19 protein-coding genes are annotated in these 18,168 nt (G+C 57.9%); 9 read left to right on the top strand and 10 right to left on the bottom strand.

Features of this window, described 5'->3' with window-relative positions; translation table 11 throughout:
* The first annotated feature begins 138 nt into the window (after positions 1 to 138).
* Both QZ511_RS02285 and nfuA read left to right on the top strand, forming a co-directional pair.
* A complete protein-coding gene (locus QZ511_RS02285; protein ID WP_295798333.1) occupies positions 139 to 816 on the top strand; it encodes a type 1 glutamine amidotransferase domain-containing protein in 678 nt (225 codons plus the stop codon).
* 82 nt (positions 817 to 898) lie between these two features.
* Complete coding sequence (gene nfuA / locus QZ511_RS02280; RefSeq protein ID WP_295798330.1) at positions 899 to 1,501, top strand: Fe-S biogenesis protein NfuA; 603 nt, start codon at positions 899 to 901, stop codon at positions 1,499 to 1,501.
* A gap of 84 nt (positions 1,502 to 1,585) precedes the next feature.
* Here the strand turns inward: nfuA and QZ511_RS02275 are convergent, their stop codons facing one another.
* Entirely contained in the window at positions 1,586 to 3,106 is a 1,521-nt protein-coding gene (locus tag QZ511_RS02275) for a family 16 glycosylhydrolase (protein WP_295798328.1), read from the bottom strand.
* Positions 3,107 to 3,415: 309 nt separating this feature from the next.
* The gene (hrpB, locus tag QZ511_RS02270; protein WP_295798326.1) at positions 3,416 to 5,962 is read right to left on the bottom strand and encodes an ATP-dependent helicase HrpB; all 2,547 of its coding nucleotides are present in this window, start codon (positions 5,960 to 5,962) and stop codon (positions 3,416 to 3,418) included.
* Between hrpB and QZ511_RS02265 the strand changes: the two genes are divergently transcribed.
* The 4 genes from QZ511_RS02265 (at position 5,961) to QZ511_RS02250 (ending at position 8,984) form a co-directional block, all read left to right on the top strand.
* Complete coding sequence (locus tag QZ511_RS02265; protein ID WP_295798325.1) at positions 5,961 to 6,305, top strand: MarR family transcriptional regulator; 345 nt, start codon at positions 5,961 to 5,963, stop codon at positions 6,303 to 6,305. The two genes, hrpB and QZ511_RS02265, sit on opposite strands and share 2 nt — an antisense overlap.
* A 106-nt stretch (positions 6,306 to 6,411) precedes the next feature.
* Entirely contained in the window at positions 6,412 to 6,624 is a 213-nt protein-coding gene (locus QZ511_RS02260) for an SIP domain-containing protein (protein WP_295798323.1), read from the top strand.
* A gap of 18 nt (positions 6,625 to 6,642) precedes the next feature.
* Positions 6,643 to 7,290 carry a thiopurine S-methyltransferase gene (gene tmpT / locus QZ511_RS02255; protein WP_295798322.1) on the top strand — a complete coding sequence of 216 codons (648 nt, stop codon included), beginning with the start codon at positions 6,643 to 6,645 and terminating at the stop codon, positions 7,288 to 7,290.
* A 62-nt stretch (positions 7,291 to 7,352) separates the two neighbouring features.
* Positions 7,353 to 8,984: a sodium:solute symporter gene (locus tag QZ511_RS02250; protein WP_295798319.1), complete on the top strand. Its 1,632-nt coding sequence runs from the start codon at positions 7,353 to 7,355 to the stop codon at positions 8,982 to 8,984.
* A gap of 53 nt (positions 8,985 to 9,037) precedes the next feature.
* Here QZ511_RS02250 and QZ511_RS02245 read toward each other — a convergent pair whose 3' ends face one another.
* Together QZ511_RS02245 and QZ511_RS02240 are read right to left on the bottom strand one after the other, a co-directional pair.
* The gene (locus QZ511_RS02245; RefSeq protein ID WP_295798317.1) at positions 9,038 to 9,451 is read right to left on the bottom strand and encodes a GNAT family N-acetyltransferase; all 414 of its coding nucleotides are present in this window, start codon (positions 9,449 to 9,451) and stop codon (positions 9,038 to 9,040) included.
* Between the two features lie 95 nt (positions 9,452 to 9,546).
* Positions 9,547 to 10,062, bottom strand: a complete 516-nt coding sequence (locus QZ511_RS02240) for a hypothetical protein (protein ID WP_295798315.1) — start codon at positions 10,060 to 10,062, stop codon at positions 9,547 to 9,549.
* Between the two features lie 279 nt (positions 10,063 to 10,341).
* Here QZ511_RS02240 and pelA point away from each other — a divergent pair, with 279 nt between their 5' ends.
* Entirely contained in the window at positions 10,342 to 11,823 is a 1,482-nt protein-coding gene (gene pelA / locus QZ511_RS02235) for a pectate lyase (RefSeq protein ID WP_295798312.1), read from the top strand.
* A gap of 93 nt (positions 11,824 to 11,916) precedes the next feature.
* Here pelA and QZ511_RS02230 read toward each other — a convergent pair whose 3' ends face one another.
* From QZ511_RS02230 to QZ511_RS02215, 4 genes are all read right to left on the bottom strand, one after another.
* Positions 11,917 to 12,525, bottom strand: a complete 609-nt coding sequence (locus tag QZ511_RS02230; protein ID WP_295798311.1) for a hypothetical protein — start codon at positions 12,523 to 12,525, stop codon at positions 11,917 to 11,919.
* 13 nt (positions 12,526 to 12,538) lie between these two features.
* On the bottom strand, positions 12,539 to 13,117 hold the full coding sequence (locus QZ511_RS02225; protein ID WP_295798308.1) for a hypothetical protein: 579 nt from the start codon (positions 13,115 to 13,117) through the stop codon (positions 12,539 to 12,541).
* 151 nt (positions 13,118 to 13,268) lie between these two features.
* Positions 13,269 to 13,712 (bottom strand): thioredoxin TrxC, encoded by a 444-nt coding sequence (gene trxC / locus QZ511_RS02220; RefSeq protein ID WP_295798306.1) that lies wholly within the window; start codon positions 13,710 to 13,712, stop codon positions 13,269 to 13,271.
* 42 nt (positions 13,713 to 13,754) lie between these two features.
* Positions 13,755 to 14,102 carry an aldehyde-activating protein gene (locus QZ511_RS02215; protein ID WP_295798303.1) on the bottom strand — a complete coding sequence of 116 codons (348 nt, stop codon included), beginning with the start codon at positions 14,100 to 14,102 and terminating at the stop codon, positions 13,755 to 13,757.
* Positions 14,103 to 14,256: 154 nt separating this feature from the next.
* Here QZ511_RS02215 and QZ511_RS02210 point away from each other — a divergent pair, with 154 nt between their 5' ends.
* On the top strand, positions 14,257 to 15,198 hold the full coding sequence (locus tag QZ511_RS02210; RefSeq protein WP_295798302.1) for an alpha/beta hydrolase: 942 nt from the start codon (positions 14,257 to 14,259) through the stop codon (positions 15,196 to 15,198).
* A 20-nt stretch (positions 15,199 to 15,218) separates the two neighbouring features.
* Here QZ511_RS02210 and QZ511_RS02205 read toward each other — a convergent pair whose 3' ends face one another.
* Complete coding sequence (locus QZ511_RS02205; RefSeq protein ID WP_295798294.1) at positions 15,219 to 16,289, bottom strand: exo-alpha-sialidase; 1,071 nt, start codon at positions 16,287 to 16,289, stop codon at positions 15,219 to 15,221.
* A 255-nt stretch (positions 16,290 to 16,544) separates the two neighbouring features.
* Here QZ511_RS02205 and QZ511_RS02200 point away from each other — a divergent pair, with 255 nt between their 5' ends.
* A complete protein-coding gene (locus QZ511_RS02200) occupies positions 16,545 to 17,003 on the top strand; it encodes an ATPase (protein WP_295798291.1) in 459 nt (152 codons plus the stop codon).
* A 188-nt stretch (positions 17,004 to 17,191) separates the two neighbouring features.
* Here QZ511_RS02200 and QZ511_RS02195 read toward each other — a convergent pair whose 3' ends face one another.
* Positions 17,192 to 18,112, bottom strand: coding sequence for a hypothetical protein (locus tag QZ511_RS02195; RefSeq protein WP_295798288.1), 921 nt, complete (start codon positions 18,110 to 18,112; stop codon positions 17,192 to 17,194).
* Positions 18,113 to 18,168 lie beyond the last annotated feature (56 nt).

Here is an 18,168-nt window from a genome sequence, read left to right as displayed (position 1 = left end):
CGCAGAAGAACTTGGGAGCATATCCTTGTAACCGATCGTTCTACCTTTTTGGGACATTGAGAGTGGAAATTCCGGTAACGGAGCACAATACATCAGCCTAGAGTTAACGGATCCGCAAAACATTCATCTGGAGGCCTCATGAAAATTTTGATGGTACTGACATCCCACGATCAGCTGGGGGATACGGGCAAGAAGACTGGCTTCTGGTTGGAGGAGTTTGCTGCGCCTTATTACGTATTCGTCGATGCCGGTGCGCAAGTGACGCTGGCTTCGCCCAAGGGGGGGCAACCGCCCCTGGACCCGAAGAGCGATGTGGAAGACGCGCAGACAGACGCCACGCGGCGCTTCCGCGATGACCCCCTGGCGCAGCAGGCGTTGGCCAATACCATCAAGCTGGGTGAGGTCGATGCGGAAGGCTTCGATGCGCTGTTTTACCCGGGAGGTCACGGCCCCCTCTGGGATCTTGCGGAAGATCGCCAGTCTGTGGCCCTGATTCACGGTTTCTATCGCGACAACAGGCCGGTGGCGGCGGTATGTCACGCCCCGGCAGTGTTCAAGCACGCGGTGGATGAGGCGGGCGAGCCGCTGGTGAAGGGCAAGCGGGTCACCGGTTTCAGCAACAGTGAGGAAGATGGTGTGGAGCTGACCGATATCGTGCCGTTTCTGGTGGAGGATATGCTCAAGGAGAAGGGGGGCAATTACAGCAAAGGGGACGACTGGCAGGAGTATATCTGTACCGATGGCTTGTTGGTCACCGGGCAGAACCCGGCCTCATCCGAAGCCTGCGCCAAGGCCCTGTTGGGTATGCTGAGCTAACCCATCGGGACATGCTGGTTTAACTCGGTCGCAGTTGCGCGTAAAATACCCGACTAAGTCACTCGGTTATTTGAGAAGGTCTATGTCAGAACAGCCGTCAGAATTGAATGTCACCATCACGGATTCCGCCCAGGAGTACCTGCGTGATCTGCTGGCCAAGCAGGATTGCGAAGGCATTGCCATCCGCATGTTCGTGTCCAACCCCGGTACTCCCAATGCGGAGACCTGTATCGCCTACTGCCGTCCCGGTGAAGAGAAAGAGGGCGACTTGGAAATGCAGCTGGATGGCCTCAAAGCCTACTTTGAGGGCCGCAGCGTGCCCTACCTGGACGAGGCCCGGGTGGATTACTCCGCGGACAAGATGGGTGGCCAGCTCACCATTCGCGCGCCCAACTCCCGCATGCCCAAGGTCACCGATGACAGCCCCATCGAGGACCGTATCAACTATGTGCTGTACAGCGACGTCAACCCGGGTCTCGCCGCCCACGGCGGTCAGGTCAGCCTGATGGAAGTGACCGAAGATATGTACGCGGTGCTGAAGTTTGGCGGCGGCTGCCAGGGTTGCGGCATGGTGGACATGACCCTGAAAGAGGGTGTGGAGAAGACCCTGAAGGAAAAGATTCCGGAACTGGCCGGGGTGAAGGACATCACCGACCACACCGACAAGTCCCAGGCCTATTACTGATTTCGGGACTTTAAGTTCGGAGACAAAAAATCGCGGCAATCGCCGCGATTTTTTTTGCCTGCAGGAACGGTTAATTAGCGGGAATCACTGATAGACCCGCACATAGTCCACGTACATTCGCTGCGGGAACACACTGCTGCCGTCGGGGCTGCCGGGCCAGCTGCCACCTACCGCCACATTCAGCAGGATGAAGAAGGGGTGGTCGTATACCCAGGGACCGTACTGCTCCACCTGCGCGCGTGAAACGCTGTAGAAGTTGTTGCCGTCCACAAACCAGCTGATACCGTTGCTGTTCCACTCCACCGCATAAACGTGATATCCGGCATCCACGTTCTGCCCGACATTGTGGGTACCCATGATCGGTGTATTGCCGGAATAACCGGGACCGTGCAGCGCGCCGTGGGTGAGGGTCGGTTCATAGCCCACGTGTTCCATGATGTCGATCTCGCCGGAATCAGGCCAGGGGGTGCCAGTGCGGATATTGCCTCCCAGCATCCAGAACGCGGGCCAGATACCCTGGGTCTGCGGCAATTTGATGCGGGCCTCGATACGGCCGTACTGGAACTCCTTTTTCCCCGCACTGATCATGCGGCTTGAGGTGTACTGACAGGCGCCATACCAGCAGTTGTAGCCGCCTTCCTGGCGCGCCTCGATCACCAGCACATTGCTGCCGGCCTGCGCGTCGTACTGGATCGAGGCATTCTGGCCACTGGTATAGTACTGCAGCTCGCTGTTGCCCCAGCCGCCGCCTCCGGTTTCAAAGGTCCAGTTGCCGCTGTTGATGGTATCGAACTCATCGCTCCAGACCACGCCATTGGTGGCCGCCGGACTCACCACGATGGAAGAAACGTTGTCGTTGAAGCCCTCGTTGTTGAGGCAGCTATCGTCGCCAGTGACGGTCACCGAAGCGCCGGTAAAATTGTCGTTGTCATAAAGCGTGGCCTGATAGCCAGACGAGACCCGGATCGACGAGGCATCGTCATTGACGAATCCCCGCGCCTGCAGGCTGGCCAGGTTATAGCTGCCAACTTCCAGCCCGGTGGACCACCCGGTGTAATTACAGTGCTGGAAGATAGTGGCAACTCCCCCGGATGGGTTTGCGGGAACCACTTCGATCCAGTTCAGGTTCCAGTCGCCGGTGGTCGCGAATACGCCGAGACTGTAAGTGCCGGCATCGATATGAACCTGATGGGAGATGGTTTGCCAGTTCTGCCAGCCACCGGTATTCGGAACATTCAGACTGCCGAGCACGATGGCGCCACCATTCAGGTCGTTCGACAGTTTTCCGCCGGTGGCGCTGGCGAGGCGGAAACGCACGATGTACTGGCCGCTGGAGGGAATGACCAGGTTGTTGTAGGCCAGCCATTCGCCGGCGGCGACCCAGCCGACATTGTGACCGCCGCCGCTATCACTGGTGGCTTCAATATCCACATCGTCTGCGCGGTAGGCGCCCCCGGTATTTCCCGGGGTTGTATCGTAAAACGCACTGTAGTCTTCCGCCTGGAAGATGGATGCCTCGGCATCGGCAAACGGAATACTGGCGCAGAACCCGAGCAGTACCGCACCGAAACCTTTTTGCCATTTGGAGTTTTTCGGAATTCTCATTGTCACTTTCTCTTTTTATTGAATTTCCATTGATCCGAATTCCTTTTACTTGTGAAAAAGAAACCGGGGCTGCGGAAATATCACGAGAAAATTTACGGGCGGCGTCCCAGAAGCCCGCTAATTGGAAAGTGGCACGGCGAAATCCGGAAATTTGGCGCCTGATCTATTTAGCGGGTGATAGCGCTGTCTTGATCGGGCCGATAATGACGTCAGGGCGGGAATTTGTCCGTCGCGGGAAGAAAATGGCACGCCCGAACCAGGTTGGCTGTTCTGCCTCCCAAGTGGTTCACGCGTACCTGTTTCGAGGAATTATTGCCCCATCCGTTTTTTGGTTTTGCTGGTAGCTTGCGCCGTCAGAGGATCGTCAGGCCAGAAATGCTTCTGGTATTTGATGCGCAATTCTTTTTTCACGGCGCTGTAGGTATTCGCCCAGAAACTGGCGAGATCGCGGGTTACCTGCACCGGCCGCTGTGCCGGTGACAGCAGGTGCACCATCAGCGGGTAGCGACCCTCGAGTACGGTCGGCGTCTGCGCCAGGCCGAACATCTCCTGCAGGCGCACGGCCAGTACAGGAGGTGTTTCCCTGTAATCGATGGCGATGCGCGAGCCGCTGGGTACCAGGATGTGGCTCGGTGCGAGCGCGTCAATGCGCTGCTGGTCATTCCAGTCCAGCTGGCTTTGCAGGATGCCGTGCAGGTTCAGTTGCTGTAACTGTTCCAGCTTGCTGTAACCCGCAAGGTGGGGAAGCAGCCAGTGCTCCAGGGTTTCCAGCAGATTGCTGTCGCTCCAGTCGGGAAGGGATAGCCCGCTTAGCCGATCGGAAAATTCATTTGTACAGGTGCGCAAGAATTCCACCCGCATGCGCAGGCTTTCGGCCTCTTTCGTCCAGGGCAGCGCATTGAGACCCTGCTGACCTTTTTGGCGCACCGCATCCAGCAGCGCGCGGCTCAGCAGCTCCGGGGAAATATTTTTTGCCGGTGCTTCGTCCAGCAGGATGCGCCCCAGGGTGGTCTGGTGGCTGGCAATGGCGCGGCCGGTGCGGGCATCCCAGCGCACGCAATCCTTTGTTTCCACCAGGTCGGCAAAGTACTGTTGCAGGGCGCTTTCGGAAATCTGTGCCGCCAGCTGAATACGGGCATCGCGGCCCTGGCCGTCGAGCTCTGCGACCACAATGTATTCGGCAATTGCCAGCGGATCCTCGTGAGAAAAGTGCGCGCCGCGACCGCTGGCGAGTAAAAAACGGCGGTCCCGGTCATGGCGGTTTTTACCAATGCGGTCGGGGTATGCGAGCCCCAGTAAAACCCCGACCCGATCCAGCTCATCCATTGCGGTGTGCTTGCCGGAGGAGGGCAACTGGGCCTGCCAGATTTTTGCCTGCTGGCGGATGCGCTGGATCGCACCGCGATCGCTACCGCTGTTTTTGCGTGTGCCGGCAAGCACTTCGATACGCTTGTGAATGTCCCGGTCCCAACGCTGTTCACCGCGAAAAATATCCCGCTCCGACAGCAGTCCGGCCAGCAGGCAGGCTTCCTGTCGCAGGCCCCAGTCTGCGCTTTTCAACATCATATGGGCCAGGCGCGGATGCGCGCCGAGGGCGAGCATGGCTTTGCCGTGCTCGCTAATCTTCAGCGTTTTGTCGAGCGCGCCCAGTTGTTGCAGTAGTGCCTGCGCCTGGGCAACCGGCCCCGGTGGCAGTGGGTCGAGCCACGCCAGTTCATCGGGCTCGTGCACGCCCCATTGCGCCAGTTCCAGCACTACCGGCGCCAGGTCGCTGATCAGGATTTCCGGTGCGTTCTTGGCGGGTAACTGCTGCTGTCGGGATTCGCTCCACAGGCGCAAACACTGGCCTTCACACAGGCGACCGGCACGGCCGGCGCGCTGGGTCGCTGAAGCCTGTGAAATGGGGACGGTCACCAGCCGGTTCATCCCGGTATTGGGATCAAAGCGCGACTCGCGCATTAGTCCTGTATCCACCACCATGCGGATACCCTCGATGGTGAGGCTGGTTTCCGCCACGTTGGTGGCGAGGACGATCTTGCGGTGGCCGGCGGGTGCAGGGGCAATGGCTGCATCCTGCTGTTGTTTGCTGAGGTCACCGTAGAGGGGCGCGACGACAATGCCATTGCGCCCCGCAAGCAGTTCCTGCAGGCGCTCTTCCACCTGGCGGATCTCTCCCACACCCGGCAGGAAGGCCAGCAGGCTGCCATCCTGTGTGTCCATCCACTCGGTGATCTTGCGTGCCATCAGCGCGGGCAGCTGGCGGCTATCGTCGGGTACCTGCTGGTGCGGGAGGTAGTGCACGTGCACCGGGAAGCTGCGCCCCTCGCTGGTGATCACCGGCGCGTCTCCCAGCAGCCCGGCCACCGCGGTGGCGTCGAGGGTGGCGGACATTACCAGTAGCTTGAGGTCTTCCCGCAGGTACTCCTGGGACTGCAGGCACAGGGCCAGTGCCAGGTCCCCCTGCAGGTTGCGCTCGTGGAATTCGTCGAAGATGACCAGTGCGGTATCCGCCAGCTCTGGATCGGACTGCAACAGGCGGGTGAGGATACCTTCCGTGACCACCAGAATGCGGGTGTCGCGGCTCGCCTTGCGTTCCGCGCGGACCTGGTAACCCACGGTCTTGCCTACCGGTTCTCCCAGTAGCTCCGCCATCCGCGCAGCGGCGCTGCGGGCGGCGAGGCGGCGGGGTTCCAGCATGATGATCCTGCGTCCCTCGAGCCAGGGGCGGTCGAGCAGGGCAAGGGGAACGCTGGTGGTTTTACCGGCACCGGGCGGCGCCTGCAGAACCACGTTGTTATGCGCGGCTAATGCGTCCAGCAGGTCTGGCAGTACATCTTGGATGGGTAACTTCATCATGGCCGGGATTATACCGGTGACTGCGGTGTGCCGGAATTCGCAGTCCACCGCCCAGTCTATCGCCCAGCGTATGCAGCGGGACAAAGCGCAGATTACCCGGGTGCTGAAAGAACTGATTAATGACGTCCTGATCGAGAAGCAAGCAAACCCACAAGATGGGCGCAGCCAGCTTCTATTTCCCACCAGAAAGGGCAGCGCGGTGATGACCCAGCTGCTGGAGGCTGAGGAGGAAACCGCGAAAGCCATGACTCGCAGCCTGACCAACCAGGAGCTGCAAGAGTTCGCGGAGCTCACTGCGCGCATGGTGGCAAACCTCACTACTGAAACCGCTGGAGGTCGATGAAATGCCAGGATCGCAAGCCCCGGAACCGCAAGCCCGACGGCCACAAACCTCACAACCACGCACAATACAACTCGAAGTCATCCGCAGCTACCAGATCACTCTAAACATGTTGCGGGTGACCCTGGGGGGCGAAGGCAACCCGTCTGTCTGGTGCGCCTGTGAATTCACTACCATGCGTCATCTGCGACGGTATTTTCGCAAAGAGCGCGAAGTGGACGCAAAGCTGGGGTATATTTCCAGTTACTGGAAGCACGGCCTGAGCGAAGAGCAGCACAAAATCGTCAAGCGTGAAGACGAAGTCATCGCCAAGGTTTTTTAACGGGGAAGCAGGTTCGGTATGGAAAAAGCATTCTGGCTGGAAAAATGGCAGAAGAACGAAATCGGTTTTCACAATACGAAAGCACATCCGTTACTGGTCAGGTACTTTGACCATCTGTGCCTGAATACCGGCAGCCGGCTGTTTTTGCCGCTATGTGGCAAAACCCTGGATATTGCCTGGTTACTTTCCCGGGGCTTTCGGGTTGCCGGTGCCGAGTTGAGTGAATTGGCCGTTGTGCAGCTGTTTGAGGCGTTGGGAGTAAAGCCGGAAATCCTCCCGCAGGGTGAGCTGACACGCTACAGCAGCGACGGTATAGATATTTTTGTCGGGGATATTTTCCAGCTGCAACCGGAAGCCCTGGGGCCGATAGATGCAATTTATGATCGCGCTGCCCTGGTCGCGCTGCCGGAAGATATGCGCCGTCAATACAGTGCGCATTTGCAGGCGCTGACGGCGATCGCACCGCAACTGTTGATCACCTTTGACTACGACCAGGCTGTGATGCCGGGCCCGCCTTTCTGCGTCAGCGATGATGAGGTTACGCAGCATTACGGCAGCGAATACCGGCTCACACTTACAGAGGCTGTGGATGTACCGGGGGGCCTCAAGGGCAAGGTGTCGGCGCTGGAGAAGGTCTGGATTTTGCAGCCGGAAATTGCAGAATAGGGCGGAGAGCTCGCACCGCTCCGAATTCCCGCCGAGATCAATAACGGAATAATTTGGCCGGTATGAATCAAGATATCACATGGATTGACTGGTGGATTATCGCCGCCTACTGTGTCGGCTTGCTGGCCATGGCGTGGTGGCTCGCGCGCCGGCAGGAGAGTCGGGAAGACTACTATGTGGCGGGGCGGGAAGTAGGCCCCTGGCCGGTCGGCTTGTCGATCATGGCCACCCAGTGTTCCACCAACAGTATTCTCGGGGCCCCCGCATTTGTTGCCTTTGCGGCAGGCGGGGGCCTGCTGTGGCTGCAGTACGAACTGGCAGTGCCCCTGGCCATGGTGGTGCTGATCCTGTTTGCGATGCCACTGTTTCGCCACCTGCGGCTGGTGTCCGTGTACGCCTATCTCGAACAGCGCTTCGACCTGCCTACACGCCTGACCTTGAGCGGGCTGTTCCTGTTTGTGCGGGCATTTGCCACTGCGGTAACGGTGTACAGCATAGCGCTGGTGATAGACCTGATTACCGGGCTCGGATTTGTGGCCTCGGTGTTGTTGCTGGGTGCTTTTACCGTTGTCTACGATGTAATGGGTGGCATACGCGGCGTGATCTACTCCGATGTCATCCAGTTGCTGATCCTGGCAGTAATGCTGGTACTTGTGCTGGTGTTTCTGGTAGATGCCAGTGGTGGTTTCGGCGAAATGTGGCAGGCGTTCGCCAGCGAGCGCAAGACTACTCTGGATTTTTCCCATCACGGGCTTGGTGACGGTGAAACTTTTGCCTTCTGGCCGATGCTGCTCGGCGGTCTGTTCCTGTATGTTTCTTACTACGGCTGTGACCAGAGCCAGGTACAGCGCCAGCTGAGTACCCGCGATATCGATGCCACCAACAGTGCGCTGATGATCAACGGCCTGCTGCGTTTCCCGCTGGTGTTGCTTTACTGTCTGGTGGGTGTGGGTATTGCGGCCTATGCCACGCGGCACCCGGAATTTATCGTCGCGCTGCCGGATTCCGGGGGCGGGCCGGAATACAATCTGGCGGTGCCACTCTACATGATCAACGCACTGCCAGCCGGCTTGGTTGGACTCAGCCTGGTTGCGCTGTTTGCCGCAGCCATGTCCTCGCTGGATTCGGTACTCAACTCCCTCAGCGCCACCACCATGGAAGACTTCGTGCGGCGTTTTCACCGCGGTAGCTGGACCGCACACAAGGAACTGATCCTTTCCCGGGTGCTGACCACCGTGTGGGGTGTCATCACACTGGTCATGGCGTTTTACGTCGATAACATTGCCACCACGGTGCTGGAAGCCATCAACAAGATTGGCTCGCTGGCCAACGGTCCGATCCTCGCGGTGTTTGCGCTCGGATTCCTTACCCATCGGGTTCGCGGCCCCCATGCCATTGCCGGCTTGCTACTCGGGATAGCGGGGAACGGTGTCTGCTGGATCTTCCTGCCAGAGATCTCATGGTTGTGGTGGAATGTGATTGGCTTTGCCGTAGCCGTGTCGGTCGCCTTGGTGCTGTCGATATTGCCCGTCGCGGCAAATCGAGAGCCGCAGTGGGTAAACAAAGATGTGTATGAAGCGGATATACGGGGTTACCTGAAGGCTGAGGCGAAGCGCAACTGGTACCGACGCAGTCTGTGGCTGGTAGCCTGGTTCTTCTGCCTGTTGGCAGTGCTGTTTGCTATCGGCGGGTAGTGGCGCAATTTCGCCGACGCTCGAAAGAGGATGGTGATTTAGTCCGCCCCTGACTAGCTGACCGATGTATCGCGATCGAGCACCCAGCAGCGCGGATTTTGGGTAAAGCCAATATGCTCGTAGTAGTCATTGGCCGCGGGCGCTGCGAGCAGAATCAACTTGCAGTGCGGTCCGAGTTCGGCCTGGGTCTTTGCCTGCAGTGCCTTGCCGATACCGAGTCGCTGGTAGGAGCTGGCAACGGCCAGGTCGGACAGGTAGCAAGCATAGTGAAAATCGGTCACGGAGCGGGCAATGCCCACCAGGGTATCTCCATCCCAGGCGCTGACCACCAGATTGCTATTGGCAATCATGCCTTCCATACATTCGCGGTCGTGGATGGGGCGGCGCTCCCCCAGGGTAGAGCGTTCGAGCAATTCAATAAACTGGTCCGTACTAACGGATACGTTGATTTTAAATTCGACTTCCATGATTCCATTTTTATAGATTGAGCGTGACCTGCCTGGTGTCAGTAACAGAACGGGTAATCTTTCGGCGTGTTGCCTTCCGACAATTACCTGAAATATTACGGGTAGTCGGCCCGCTGTGCCGCATGCCAGAACAGGCCGGCTGCTGCGACAAACAGGCATATATACAGACTGTTGATCAAGAGCAGCTCAACCGGTGTGCTGACCGGCATTCCCAGTTCCATGGCAATAGCGACAAGGGTGACCAGTACCTGTGTGACAGCCATGGCCATTGCGGTAATCGCCATTCCGCGCGGTGTTAACCGGCCCCTTGCTGTTCCGACTATGCCAATAATCACCACGCCGAGATACAGTAGATTGGCCGGGTTGTCTTCGCTGCCAATAACGCCAACCGCCAGGTTCACCCACACAAGAAGCAGGGTGGCAAACAACAAAAGTCCGGCCGCCGTGTGATATGCGAGTGGCCGCGGTTGTGCCATTGCCTTGAAAAACGCGAAGTTGGCAGAGAATAAAAGTGCACCGGCGACCACGAAATCGAGAGGCCCCCAGTTAACCTCCTGGCTGAGCCCCATCGCCAGTAGCGGGAGCAGCAGAATCAGGCCGGTGATCAGCAAGGCGTAATTTACGACTTTGCATCTGGTGGTCATCATTTTTCGACCTTTTATGTAAGATTTGACTATCTGGTGACCAGTAACGCGATCGCCGATACTGGCAATCTGGATCCGGTTATCACATCCTATTACGTCTACTAGGCCTTTTACGATAAATCGATAAAGCGATAAAACAATAGACGCGATATATAAGCAGAGACATCTAGCGTGATCAATTCCCTTTCCAAAGTATCTTACCGTCTGCTGGGCATGGTGTTCAGCTTCGGGCTTGCGGCAGGCTGTTTGGCTGATTCTGGGGGGGCAGGTACAGCTTATCGCCCCATCTCCGTCGACGGTTTCCACGACGCCATCAAGCACTGGAACGACCGCACCGGTGAGACTGGTGCGGCGTACTACGAGCTGGATCAGATCGAGGCCATTGCCGACAACCTGCTGCTTTACCAGCGCGACAGTGGCGGCTGGCCTAGCAACCAGCACCCGCTGCGGGTAGCGTCTGCCGGTGAGCGCGCGCGAGCACTGGAACAAAAATCCCTGGCGGATGCCAGCTTCGACAACCGCAATATCTACCCGCAGATCGAATATCTGTCGGAGGTCTTTCGCCAGACCGGTAAGCATCGCTATCGCGATGGGGCGTTGAAAGGCCTGCGTTACACACTGGACCGTCAGTACCCCAATGGCGGCTGGGCCCATTCACCGGACCGTACCGATCTCGCTTACTTCCGTCATATCACCATTGCCGACGAAGTCATGCCGGGTGTGCTGACGTTTCTGCGCAAGGTAGCCGCAGGCGATTACCCGTTCGACTATCTAGACGAAAAACTGCGCAGACAGGCCGCGCGGGCCGTCGTAAAGGGGGACGCGCTGCTGCTGGATTTGCAGGTGCGTATCGATGGCAAGCGCACCGGCTGGGCCGGCCAGTACCATGAAGAAATCTTGCAGCCGGCGAAAGGGCGGGCGTACGAATTGCCCGGCATCCTTGCCTGGGAAACGGTGCCGGTACTGGAATACCTGATGTCCATCCCGACCCCCTCAAAAAACGTGGTCGAAGCGGTGAATGGCGGTGCAGCCTGGCTGGAATCCGCAAGCCTCTCGGGCTTCCGTATCGACCGGGTGAAAGCCGCTAGCCAGCGCTTCGATTTCCACAACGCCAATTACGATCTTGTAGTGGTGGATGATGCCGCAGCCAAACCCATCTGGGCGCGGTTTTACGACCTGGAGACCAGCGAACCGTTTCTCGCCAATCGCGATAGCAAAAGGGTTTCAAAGTTGTCGGAAGTCGATGTGGAGCGGCGCACAGGATACAGCTGGTACGGTTACTGGCCGGCGAAATTTCTGGAGACGGAGTATCCAGCCTGGCAGCAGAAAACTGCCGTGGCCGCGCGGCTGGACAGTTTCCACAAGGCTGCATCCTCGGCCGACTTCGACGCTTACTTCGATCATTTCAGTAGAGGTGGCGTGTTCATCGGCACCGACGCCAGCGAACGCTGGAGTGTCGAGGACTTCAAGCGTTACGTGAAACCCTATTTCAGTCAGGGCAAAGGCTGGACCTATGTGCCGAGAGATCGCACCATCACCGTGCACGGTGACGTCGCCTGGTTTGATGAACTGCTGGATAACGAAGCTTACGGTGAGTGCCGGGGCAGCGGCGTGTTGGTCAGGGACGAGGGACAGTGGAAGATCGCCCAGTACAATTTGCATTTCCCGGTGCCGAACGATCTGGCGAAACAGATTACCGAACTGATCAAGCAATCTGGGAAACGATAAGACGCGAGAACCTGGCACAGGATGCTGTTCGGTAATGCAGCGGGAAAATCCCTGTTGCGAGACAGTGCGAGCGCAGCAAGTGTGGAGGGTATTTCAGGGGCTTGATGAATCCTCAGTGGGTTTTTCCTGATTGGTATATTGAGCAATGGCTTCATCGACCGGTAAAAATACGCGATGTTCGTCACAAAGTACGGTTCCGCCGTCGTGGCCCTTGCCGCGACCTGTTTCGATTGCGCCACTGCCATAGACGATAGCTCTAACTGATTCAAAGTCTATGGTGTTGAAACAGTAACCCGATGCGCTGTCGGCAACTTGGCTATTTTTTTTCAGGGTATCTTTGAGAATGAAAACTAATCTGGCTTCACAGAGAGAAGCGGGGCCCGATTGATCAGGTAGTTCCAGAGTGACAGTGTTGACAAAGCGCCAGTAGGCTGCCGGGTTACAGTGAAAATAGATACCGTCTTGCTCAATTATGAGGTCGTCCAACTGGACGTCTTCGTGATCTTCGAGCACTTTGGCGACGGAAACCTCGATCAATCTCGGTATATCCACCGCAAAACTGCTTTCCTGCGAACCGGATGCTACCCCTGCTTTCTGCAGTGTTTTTGCACTTGATTGGGGAGCGGTTCGGGTGTCTGCGTTCGCACAGATAGAAATGGCTGTAAGAATTACAGCCAGCGGGAAAGTGGAAATTCTGGACATGCTGGCGCCCCTTTTATGGCTGAGTAATGGCCGCGGATTCACGCATTAGCGCGTTTTGATGCAGTGCGATAGCTTCCTCAATTTCGAGATATGGCTTCAAGGTGGCACAGTCACCCGTTTGACTGCCGCCGGCTCCTCCGTTCCCCCCATTTACCAGAATATCTCCATTCTCGAGCTGCTGCGCGGTCACAAAATCGTAGCTGAAGTGCACTTCACATTGCCCATCATGCAGGACTGTGACATCGCTCTTAAATGTCGATCGCAATGGAAAGTGGACGTAGGCGATACACGGACTGCTGATTACCAGGGGGGCCGGACACTGGGTATCGCTGTAAACCGGAAGCCGGACTTCCTGCTGTGGCTCACAGCGAACGGAAACCATGGATGGCGTAGCAACCAGCTCATTGTTCCGGATATCATCGCGTTCCCTGTACACCGAATCAGCTGTTTTCGCGATAAGGTCTGGTGAGTCTACAACGAACAGACTGTTGCCTTGGGCGTCATGGGTCGCCATCGCCAAAGGGAAAGCTGCTGCAAGGGCCAACAAAAGCGGGGCCGCTGGTAAGCGATATGCTGAATGGATTTTGCTCATTTGGATTCTGGTCAAGGAAAATATCCAGAATCCTAGTAGAGAACTGGTGCCGCCGTGGCGACTCTCTCAGGTGAGGTGAAAAAAACGGCGCCGATTCTGGAAATAGGGGGGCTCAAGTGCCCCGGTCAGGTTTGTCTGAATCGGAGACGAGTCACGGCAATTGCTGATTGAGCCACTGCACGAACTGTGGCCTGGGCAGCGCGCCAGACAGGCGCGCGATTTCTCGGCCGCGGTGAAACACCATCAGGGTGGGGATGGAGCGAATCTGGAAGCCGCTGGCGGTCTGCTGGTTGGCTTCGGTATCCAGCTTCACGAACACTGCCTGTGTCGCCATTTCACCCGCCACCTGACTGAATGCCGGTGCGAACTGCTGGCACGGACCGCACCAGGTGGCCCAGAAGTCGACCACTACCGGCAGGTCGCTTTTGTCGATAAAGCGGCGGAAACTGACATCGATGGCATTGATCGGGTGTCCGCCAATCAACGGTTCGCGGCACTTGCCGCACAGAGGGCGATCGCCCAGCCGTTGCCGGGGGACCCGGTTCGGCGTAGTGCAGGAGGGGCAGACGATCTGGGTGAGTTGCGTTTCGGACATCGGACTTCTCCACATTCTGGCTGGTTCGAATTGTGAACCAGCCTAGAAGGATGCGCCATCCACCAGCCGGATTTTCATCTTCTCCAGTAGCGCCGGGTCCGCCATGCGCGCATTCACCGCGATGCGCTTGACCGGGCACTTGTCCGTAGTGATGTAGTGCGTCACACAGCCACAATGGTGGCAACGATGGTGTTCAATATCCCGGTCTCCCCAGATATAAAAGCTCTTCACCGGGTTCTGGTAGTGCACCACGACGTCAGCGGGCTCGTAGTAGGCCCACAGCCCCGCATATCTCCGGCACAGCGAACAGTTACAGCTGGTCACTTCCGTCGGGAGTGTGGCGACCTCGAGGGTGATATTGCCGCAGTGGCAGCTGCCGAAAGGTTTCATGCTTTTTTCCGCTTGCGGGGAAGGGGGAGACCGAATAGTGGCACAGTATCCAGGCGAAAGTTGTAGAGTAGGGCGAAGAGGTGGTTTACTGCTCGGATGTGTGGAAGGTGTCGCACTACCAGATGCAATACCCCGAGAAGTTAAGGTCTTTCTGATGACAACTGTATTTCGCGCGTCGATCGCGCTGTTTTTATTGATTGCCGCACAGCACTGCCTCGCTGTCACCAGCATTCCGGTAGACGATTCCTACACGCCCTCAGAGCGTTTTTACCGCTACAAAAAACAAGATCCTTCGCTGGAATGGCCCGCACTGACTTTCGCTGCCGGCCAACAGGTATTTTTCGATCGCCGCTACAAGGCCATCGACAAGCGCGAGCTGCACCTGGATCTATTCAAGCCCGCCCCGGAAAAGAATAACGAGCAGATCATCGTGATGATCCACGGCGGCGGCTGGCGTTCCGGTCAGCGTTCACACCTGTATGCCATGGCGAACCAGCTCGCCCAGCGCGGTTACACCCTGGTTGTGCCGGAATTCCGCCTGTCGCTGGAGGCACCGTATCCGGCGGCGATGCAAGACGTAAACGACGTACTGCAGTGGCTGAAACAGAATGCCGGTGAATACGCTATAGATCCCGGCAAGATCGCCGTGCTGGGCGGGTCGTCCGGTGGGCATATGGCGTCACTGCTGGCCTACGCTGGACCTTCGCAAGTGTTCGGCAAGAGCGATGTGCGCGTCAATGCCCTGATCGACCTCGACGGCGTGCTCAACCTCGATCACGAGCGCCCGAACCCCCAATCACCGCTGCAGGCGTGGCTCGGCAGCGACATGGAGCAATCGCCGGAGCTGTGGCGGCAGGCCGCACCTACCTCACATCTCTCGAAAACCTCGCCGGCAACACTGGTCATCAGCAGCGGCCAGCCGCGATTCACCATGGGCCACAAGCAGGTGGAGGAGACCCTCAAGGGCTTCGGTATTCCCTACCAGTACCACGCATTTCCCGAAGTGATCCACACCTACTGGCTGTTTGATCCCTATCTCAGCCAGACGGTGGACATCATTGACGGTTTCCTGCGCAATCTGGGCAAGAACCGCTGAACCCCAGAGCGGGCAGGGCGCTATGGCAGTTGTATTGCCAGCCTGCTGGGATCGACCACCACGTGGCGAATACGTTTGCGCCCGACTGTATAGGAGATATGCACCAGGCCGTTGTCGGTCTGGATCACTGCCGGATACCCGTAGCCCTCCTTGATCGGCTCCGCCTCCAGGGGCAGCGCCGGATACCAGTGCTCGCCATCCCGGGACAGGGCGATATTCAGCGGGTAGCGCGGGCCTTTGCCGGGCGTGTTGGGTGCATGGGCCGAGTGGTTGTACACCAGCAGTTGCAGGCCGCTAGCTAGGGTTACCGCGTCGGTGCCGGAATTCGGGTTGGGTAAATCAATTGCGGCCAGCGGCGTCCAGTTGCGGCCCCGGTCGTAAGACCAGGTGCTCGCCATCACCCCCTGCTTGGTGCGCGCCAGCGCCTGCAAACGCCCGTCGGGATAGGTGAGAATGCTCGGTTGAATCGCATCCAGCCCCGGGCCCGGGTCCACCTCCGCGGTTTTCGTCCAGTTTTGCCCCTGGTCTTTCGACTGCTCAAAGTGCAGGCGCCACTGCCCGTTGTCTTCGGTGCTCGACGGTGCCAGCCAGGCGCCCATGCCGGTGGTGATTGGCTTGTTTTTCACCGGGCCAATCATCCCATCCGGCAGCCGGGCGGGATGGCTCCAGGTTGCGCCGTCGTCCGCCGATTGCATCATCATGCCCCACCACTCGCGCGGGTTGGGGCCCACCTTGTAAAACAGCGTGAGCGGCTGACCGGGGGACTGGAACAACACCGGGTTCCAGGTGGGCATCGGGTTGCCGGCACTGTCGCTGCCTGTGGCCACCTTCAGTGCCGGTTGCCATGTACCATCTGCCCAGCGCGCCACGTAAATCGCAACATCCTGGTGGCGCTCGTGGGTACCGCCAAACCACGCCGCCAGCAGCGCGCCGCTATCGGTCTGCACCAGGGTGGAAGCGTGGCTCTGCGGATAGCCGGCGTCGGGGTTGATCCAGCTGCGACCGACGACTGCCGCATTTTGTGCATTATGTTCGGTCGTCGTCCCACAACCGGCACACAGCATCACGGCTGCCAACACCCACTGTTTCATTCTTACCCCCGGTAAATCACAATTCACTGCCGAAAACAGGCAGGTATTCAACGCAGGGATTCCCCGATTCTGATTACCGCCCGTTGCTGGCCGTTGATTCTACACAGGAACTTATGTGGAAACACATGCCCGAAATTCCGAGCACCACGGCCAGACCTGCGGGCGTACTTGCTAACCTTTGAGAACAACCGGGCGGTGGGCGAATTTACTTCGCGGTATTGTCGCACCGCTTTCCTTTACCTGTGGAGGCCGAACGTGCAAGTCGAAACCCTGAGGGATGTGCTGGTATGGACCCGCGAATTCCACAAGAATTTATCCGCCTGCCTGCAACACTGCTTCGGCAAGAGCGAGAACACCCGCTCCCAGATGCTGCTCGAATATCTGACAAAGCACGAGCAGGAAATGTCCCAGACCGTCGACGGGTTCGTGAAAACCGCCGAAACCCGCGCGCTCAATACCTGGTGTTACGACTACATGGACAAGCATCCGATACTACACAGTGAACAGTGCCATGCGCCGTTCCAGGACCTCGAGCCGGATGAAATTATGCGCGTTATTACCGATCAGCACGAGCAGGTGATCGAACTCTACCGCTATTTGTACGGCCGGGCGGATATCGAAGAGACTCGGGAACTGATGGAAGAGCTGAAGTCGCTGGAAGAGCAGGGGATAAAGCAGATGGTACAGAGCGTGAACCGGATGCGAGATATGTAGTTCTAAAATGCCGCTGGCAATGCCACTGGGATTTCGGCGTGCCGGGAATGTTTACCTGAACATGCTTTTTATATTCAAAAAATTAAAGGACCGACGGCGCCGGCCCTTTAAAACTCGGTGGGTTTCGGCATGAAAACCCGATAGTCAACAGGCGTTTTCAGCTATTCCGGATTTTGCTCCGCGATCATTTAAACTTCCAAATTCGGCAGCACAAAAGATTTGGTGTTTGAGTGCAACCTGATCCACAGCCCCGGATTAGCATTCAATTGCTGTAGCGCTTCCTCTCTGTCTTCGCTTAACCGCGTATTCAGCACGTTCGTATAGGTCTGCACCTTGGCTGGGGCGGTATCCGCATCGACTACGGATTGCACGACTTTCTTTGCCTGCAAAATAGCTGCCGGGCCCAGGGTGAGGATGTACTGGGCGGAGCGGCATTCGGCTTCGTCCTGTTCACTTACCGCACTGCCACCGGCTTTGAACTTGCTGATATGGTGTTCAAGGATACTGCTGGAAATCGGGATTACGCCAGCCAGGTGATTGCTCTTGGCACCGGAGAAGGGCTTGATGTAGGCGAGGTGGGAGGCCTGGTTTTCTTCCGGGCCGTGGCCGATGAAGAAGATATCCAGACCGCCGAGGGACTCGAGCTTGTTCAGGTAGGCGATCAGCCCGGCTTCCAGATCGTCGGTGTCTGTCTGCATCGGCGTGAAGCTTTTTACTTTCCTGAAGAAGTCGGGGCCGAGGATGCGCTCGAAGTCCCGCACGAAGCTGAAGCCGTTGCTCATGCTCATGGGGGCGAGGGCGTCCTGGGTGAATACGTTCAGGCGGCCGAGGAGTTCGTCCTGCTCTGAGGTTCTGGCCAGTTCGCCCAGCAGGCGGTGCAGGGCCTGGGCGCCGCGGCCGCCAAGCAGGGCGATATTGATATCGCCGTCTTTTGCTCTGGCGGTTTCGAACAGCTCGTTCAGCATGGCCTTGCCGACCTCCACCTCGGAGTCGAGTACGGTGGGGATTATGCCGTGATCGGTCAGGTCGGCGTCGTGCGCGTTGTCTTGGGAGAGCCATACGTTGCCGCTTTCTTCGGCTCGAGTGAAGGTTGCGCTGTTATCTTTCATGGAGGTACCTCGTTGTTCTCGTCTGCAGGCGGCGCTGTACGGTGGTGAATTTTAAT

The organism is uncultured Microbulbifer sp., from assembly GCF_913055755.1.
Taxonomy (GTDB): Bacteria; Pseudomonadota; Gammaproteobacteria; order Pseudomonadales; family Cellvibrionaceae; genus Microbulbifer.
This window is presented reverse-complemented; position numbering and strand designations above follow the sequence as displayed.

What these genes read in the sequence shown, in the direction of transcription:
- QZ511_RS02285 (WP_295798333.1), top strand. Translation starts at nt 139, where the DNA reads ATGAAAATTTTGATGGTACTGACATCCCACGATCAGCTGGGGGATACG.
- nfuA (WP_295798330.1), top strand. Translation starts at nt 899, where the DNA reads ATGTCAGAACAGCCGTCAGAATTGAATGTCACCATCACGGATTCCGCC.
- QZ511_RS02275 (WP_295798328.1), bottom strand. Translation starts at nt 3,106, where the DNA reads ATGAGAATTCCGAAAAACTCCAAATGGCAAAAAGGTTTCGGTGCGGTA.
- QZ511_RS02265 (WP_295798325.1), top strand. Translation starts at nt 5,961, where the DNA reads ATGGCCGGGATTATACCGGTGACTGCGGTGTGCCGGAATTCGCAGTCC.
- hrpB (WP_295798326.1), bottom strand. Translation starts at nt 5,962, where the DNA reads ATGATGAAGTTACCCATCCAAGATGTACTGCCAGACCTGCTGGACGCA.
- QZ511_RS02260 (WP_295798323.1), top strand. Translation starts at nt 6,412, where the DNA reads ATGTTGCGGGTGACCCTGGGGGGCGAAGGCAACCCGTCTGTCTGGTGC.
- tmpT (WP_295798322.1), top strand. Translation starts at nt 6,643, where the DNA reads ATGGAAAAAGCATTCTGGCTGGAAAAATGGCAGAAGAACGAAATCGGT.
- QZ511_RS02250 (WP_295798319.1), top strand. Translation starts at nt 7,353, where the DNA reads ATGAATCAAGATATCACATGGATTGACTGGTGGATTATCGCCGCCTAC.
- QZ511_RS02245 (WP_295798317.1), bottom strand. Translation starts at nt 9,451, where the DNA reads ATGGAAGTCGAATTTAAAATCAACGTATCCGTTAGTACGGACCAGTTT.
- QZ511_RS02230 (WP_295798311.1), bottom strand. Translation starts at nt 12,525, where the DNA reads ATGTCCAGAATTTCCACTTTCCCGCTGGCTGTAATTCTTACAGCCATT.
- QZ511_RS02225 (WP_295798308.1), bottom strand. Translation starts at nt 13,117, where the DNA reads ATGAGCAAAATCCATTCAGCATATCGCTTACCAGCGGCCCCGCTTTTG.
- trxC (WP_295798306.1), bottom strand. Translation starts at nt 13,712, where the DNA reads ATGTCCGAAACGCAACTCACCCAGATCGTCTGCCCCTCCTGCACTACG.
- QZ511_RS02215 (WP_295798303.1), bottom strand. Translation starts at nt 14,102, where the DNA reads ATGAAACCTTTCGGCAGCTGCCACTGCGGCAATATCACCCTCGAGGTC.
- QZ511_RS02210 (WP_295798302.1), top strand. Translation starts at nt 14,257, where the DNA reads ATGACAACTGTATTTCGCGCGTCGATCGCGCTGTTTTTATTGATTGCC.
- QZ511_RS02205 (WP_295798294.1), bottom strand. Translation starts at nt 16,289, where the DNA reads ATGAAACAGTGGGTGTTGGCAGCCGTGATGCTGTGTGCCGGTTGTGGG.
- QZ511_RS02195 (WP_295798288.1), bottom strand. Translation starts at nt 18,112, where the DNA reads ATGAAAGATAACAGCGCAACCTTCACTCGAGCCGAAGAAAGCGGCAAC.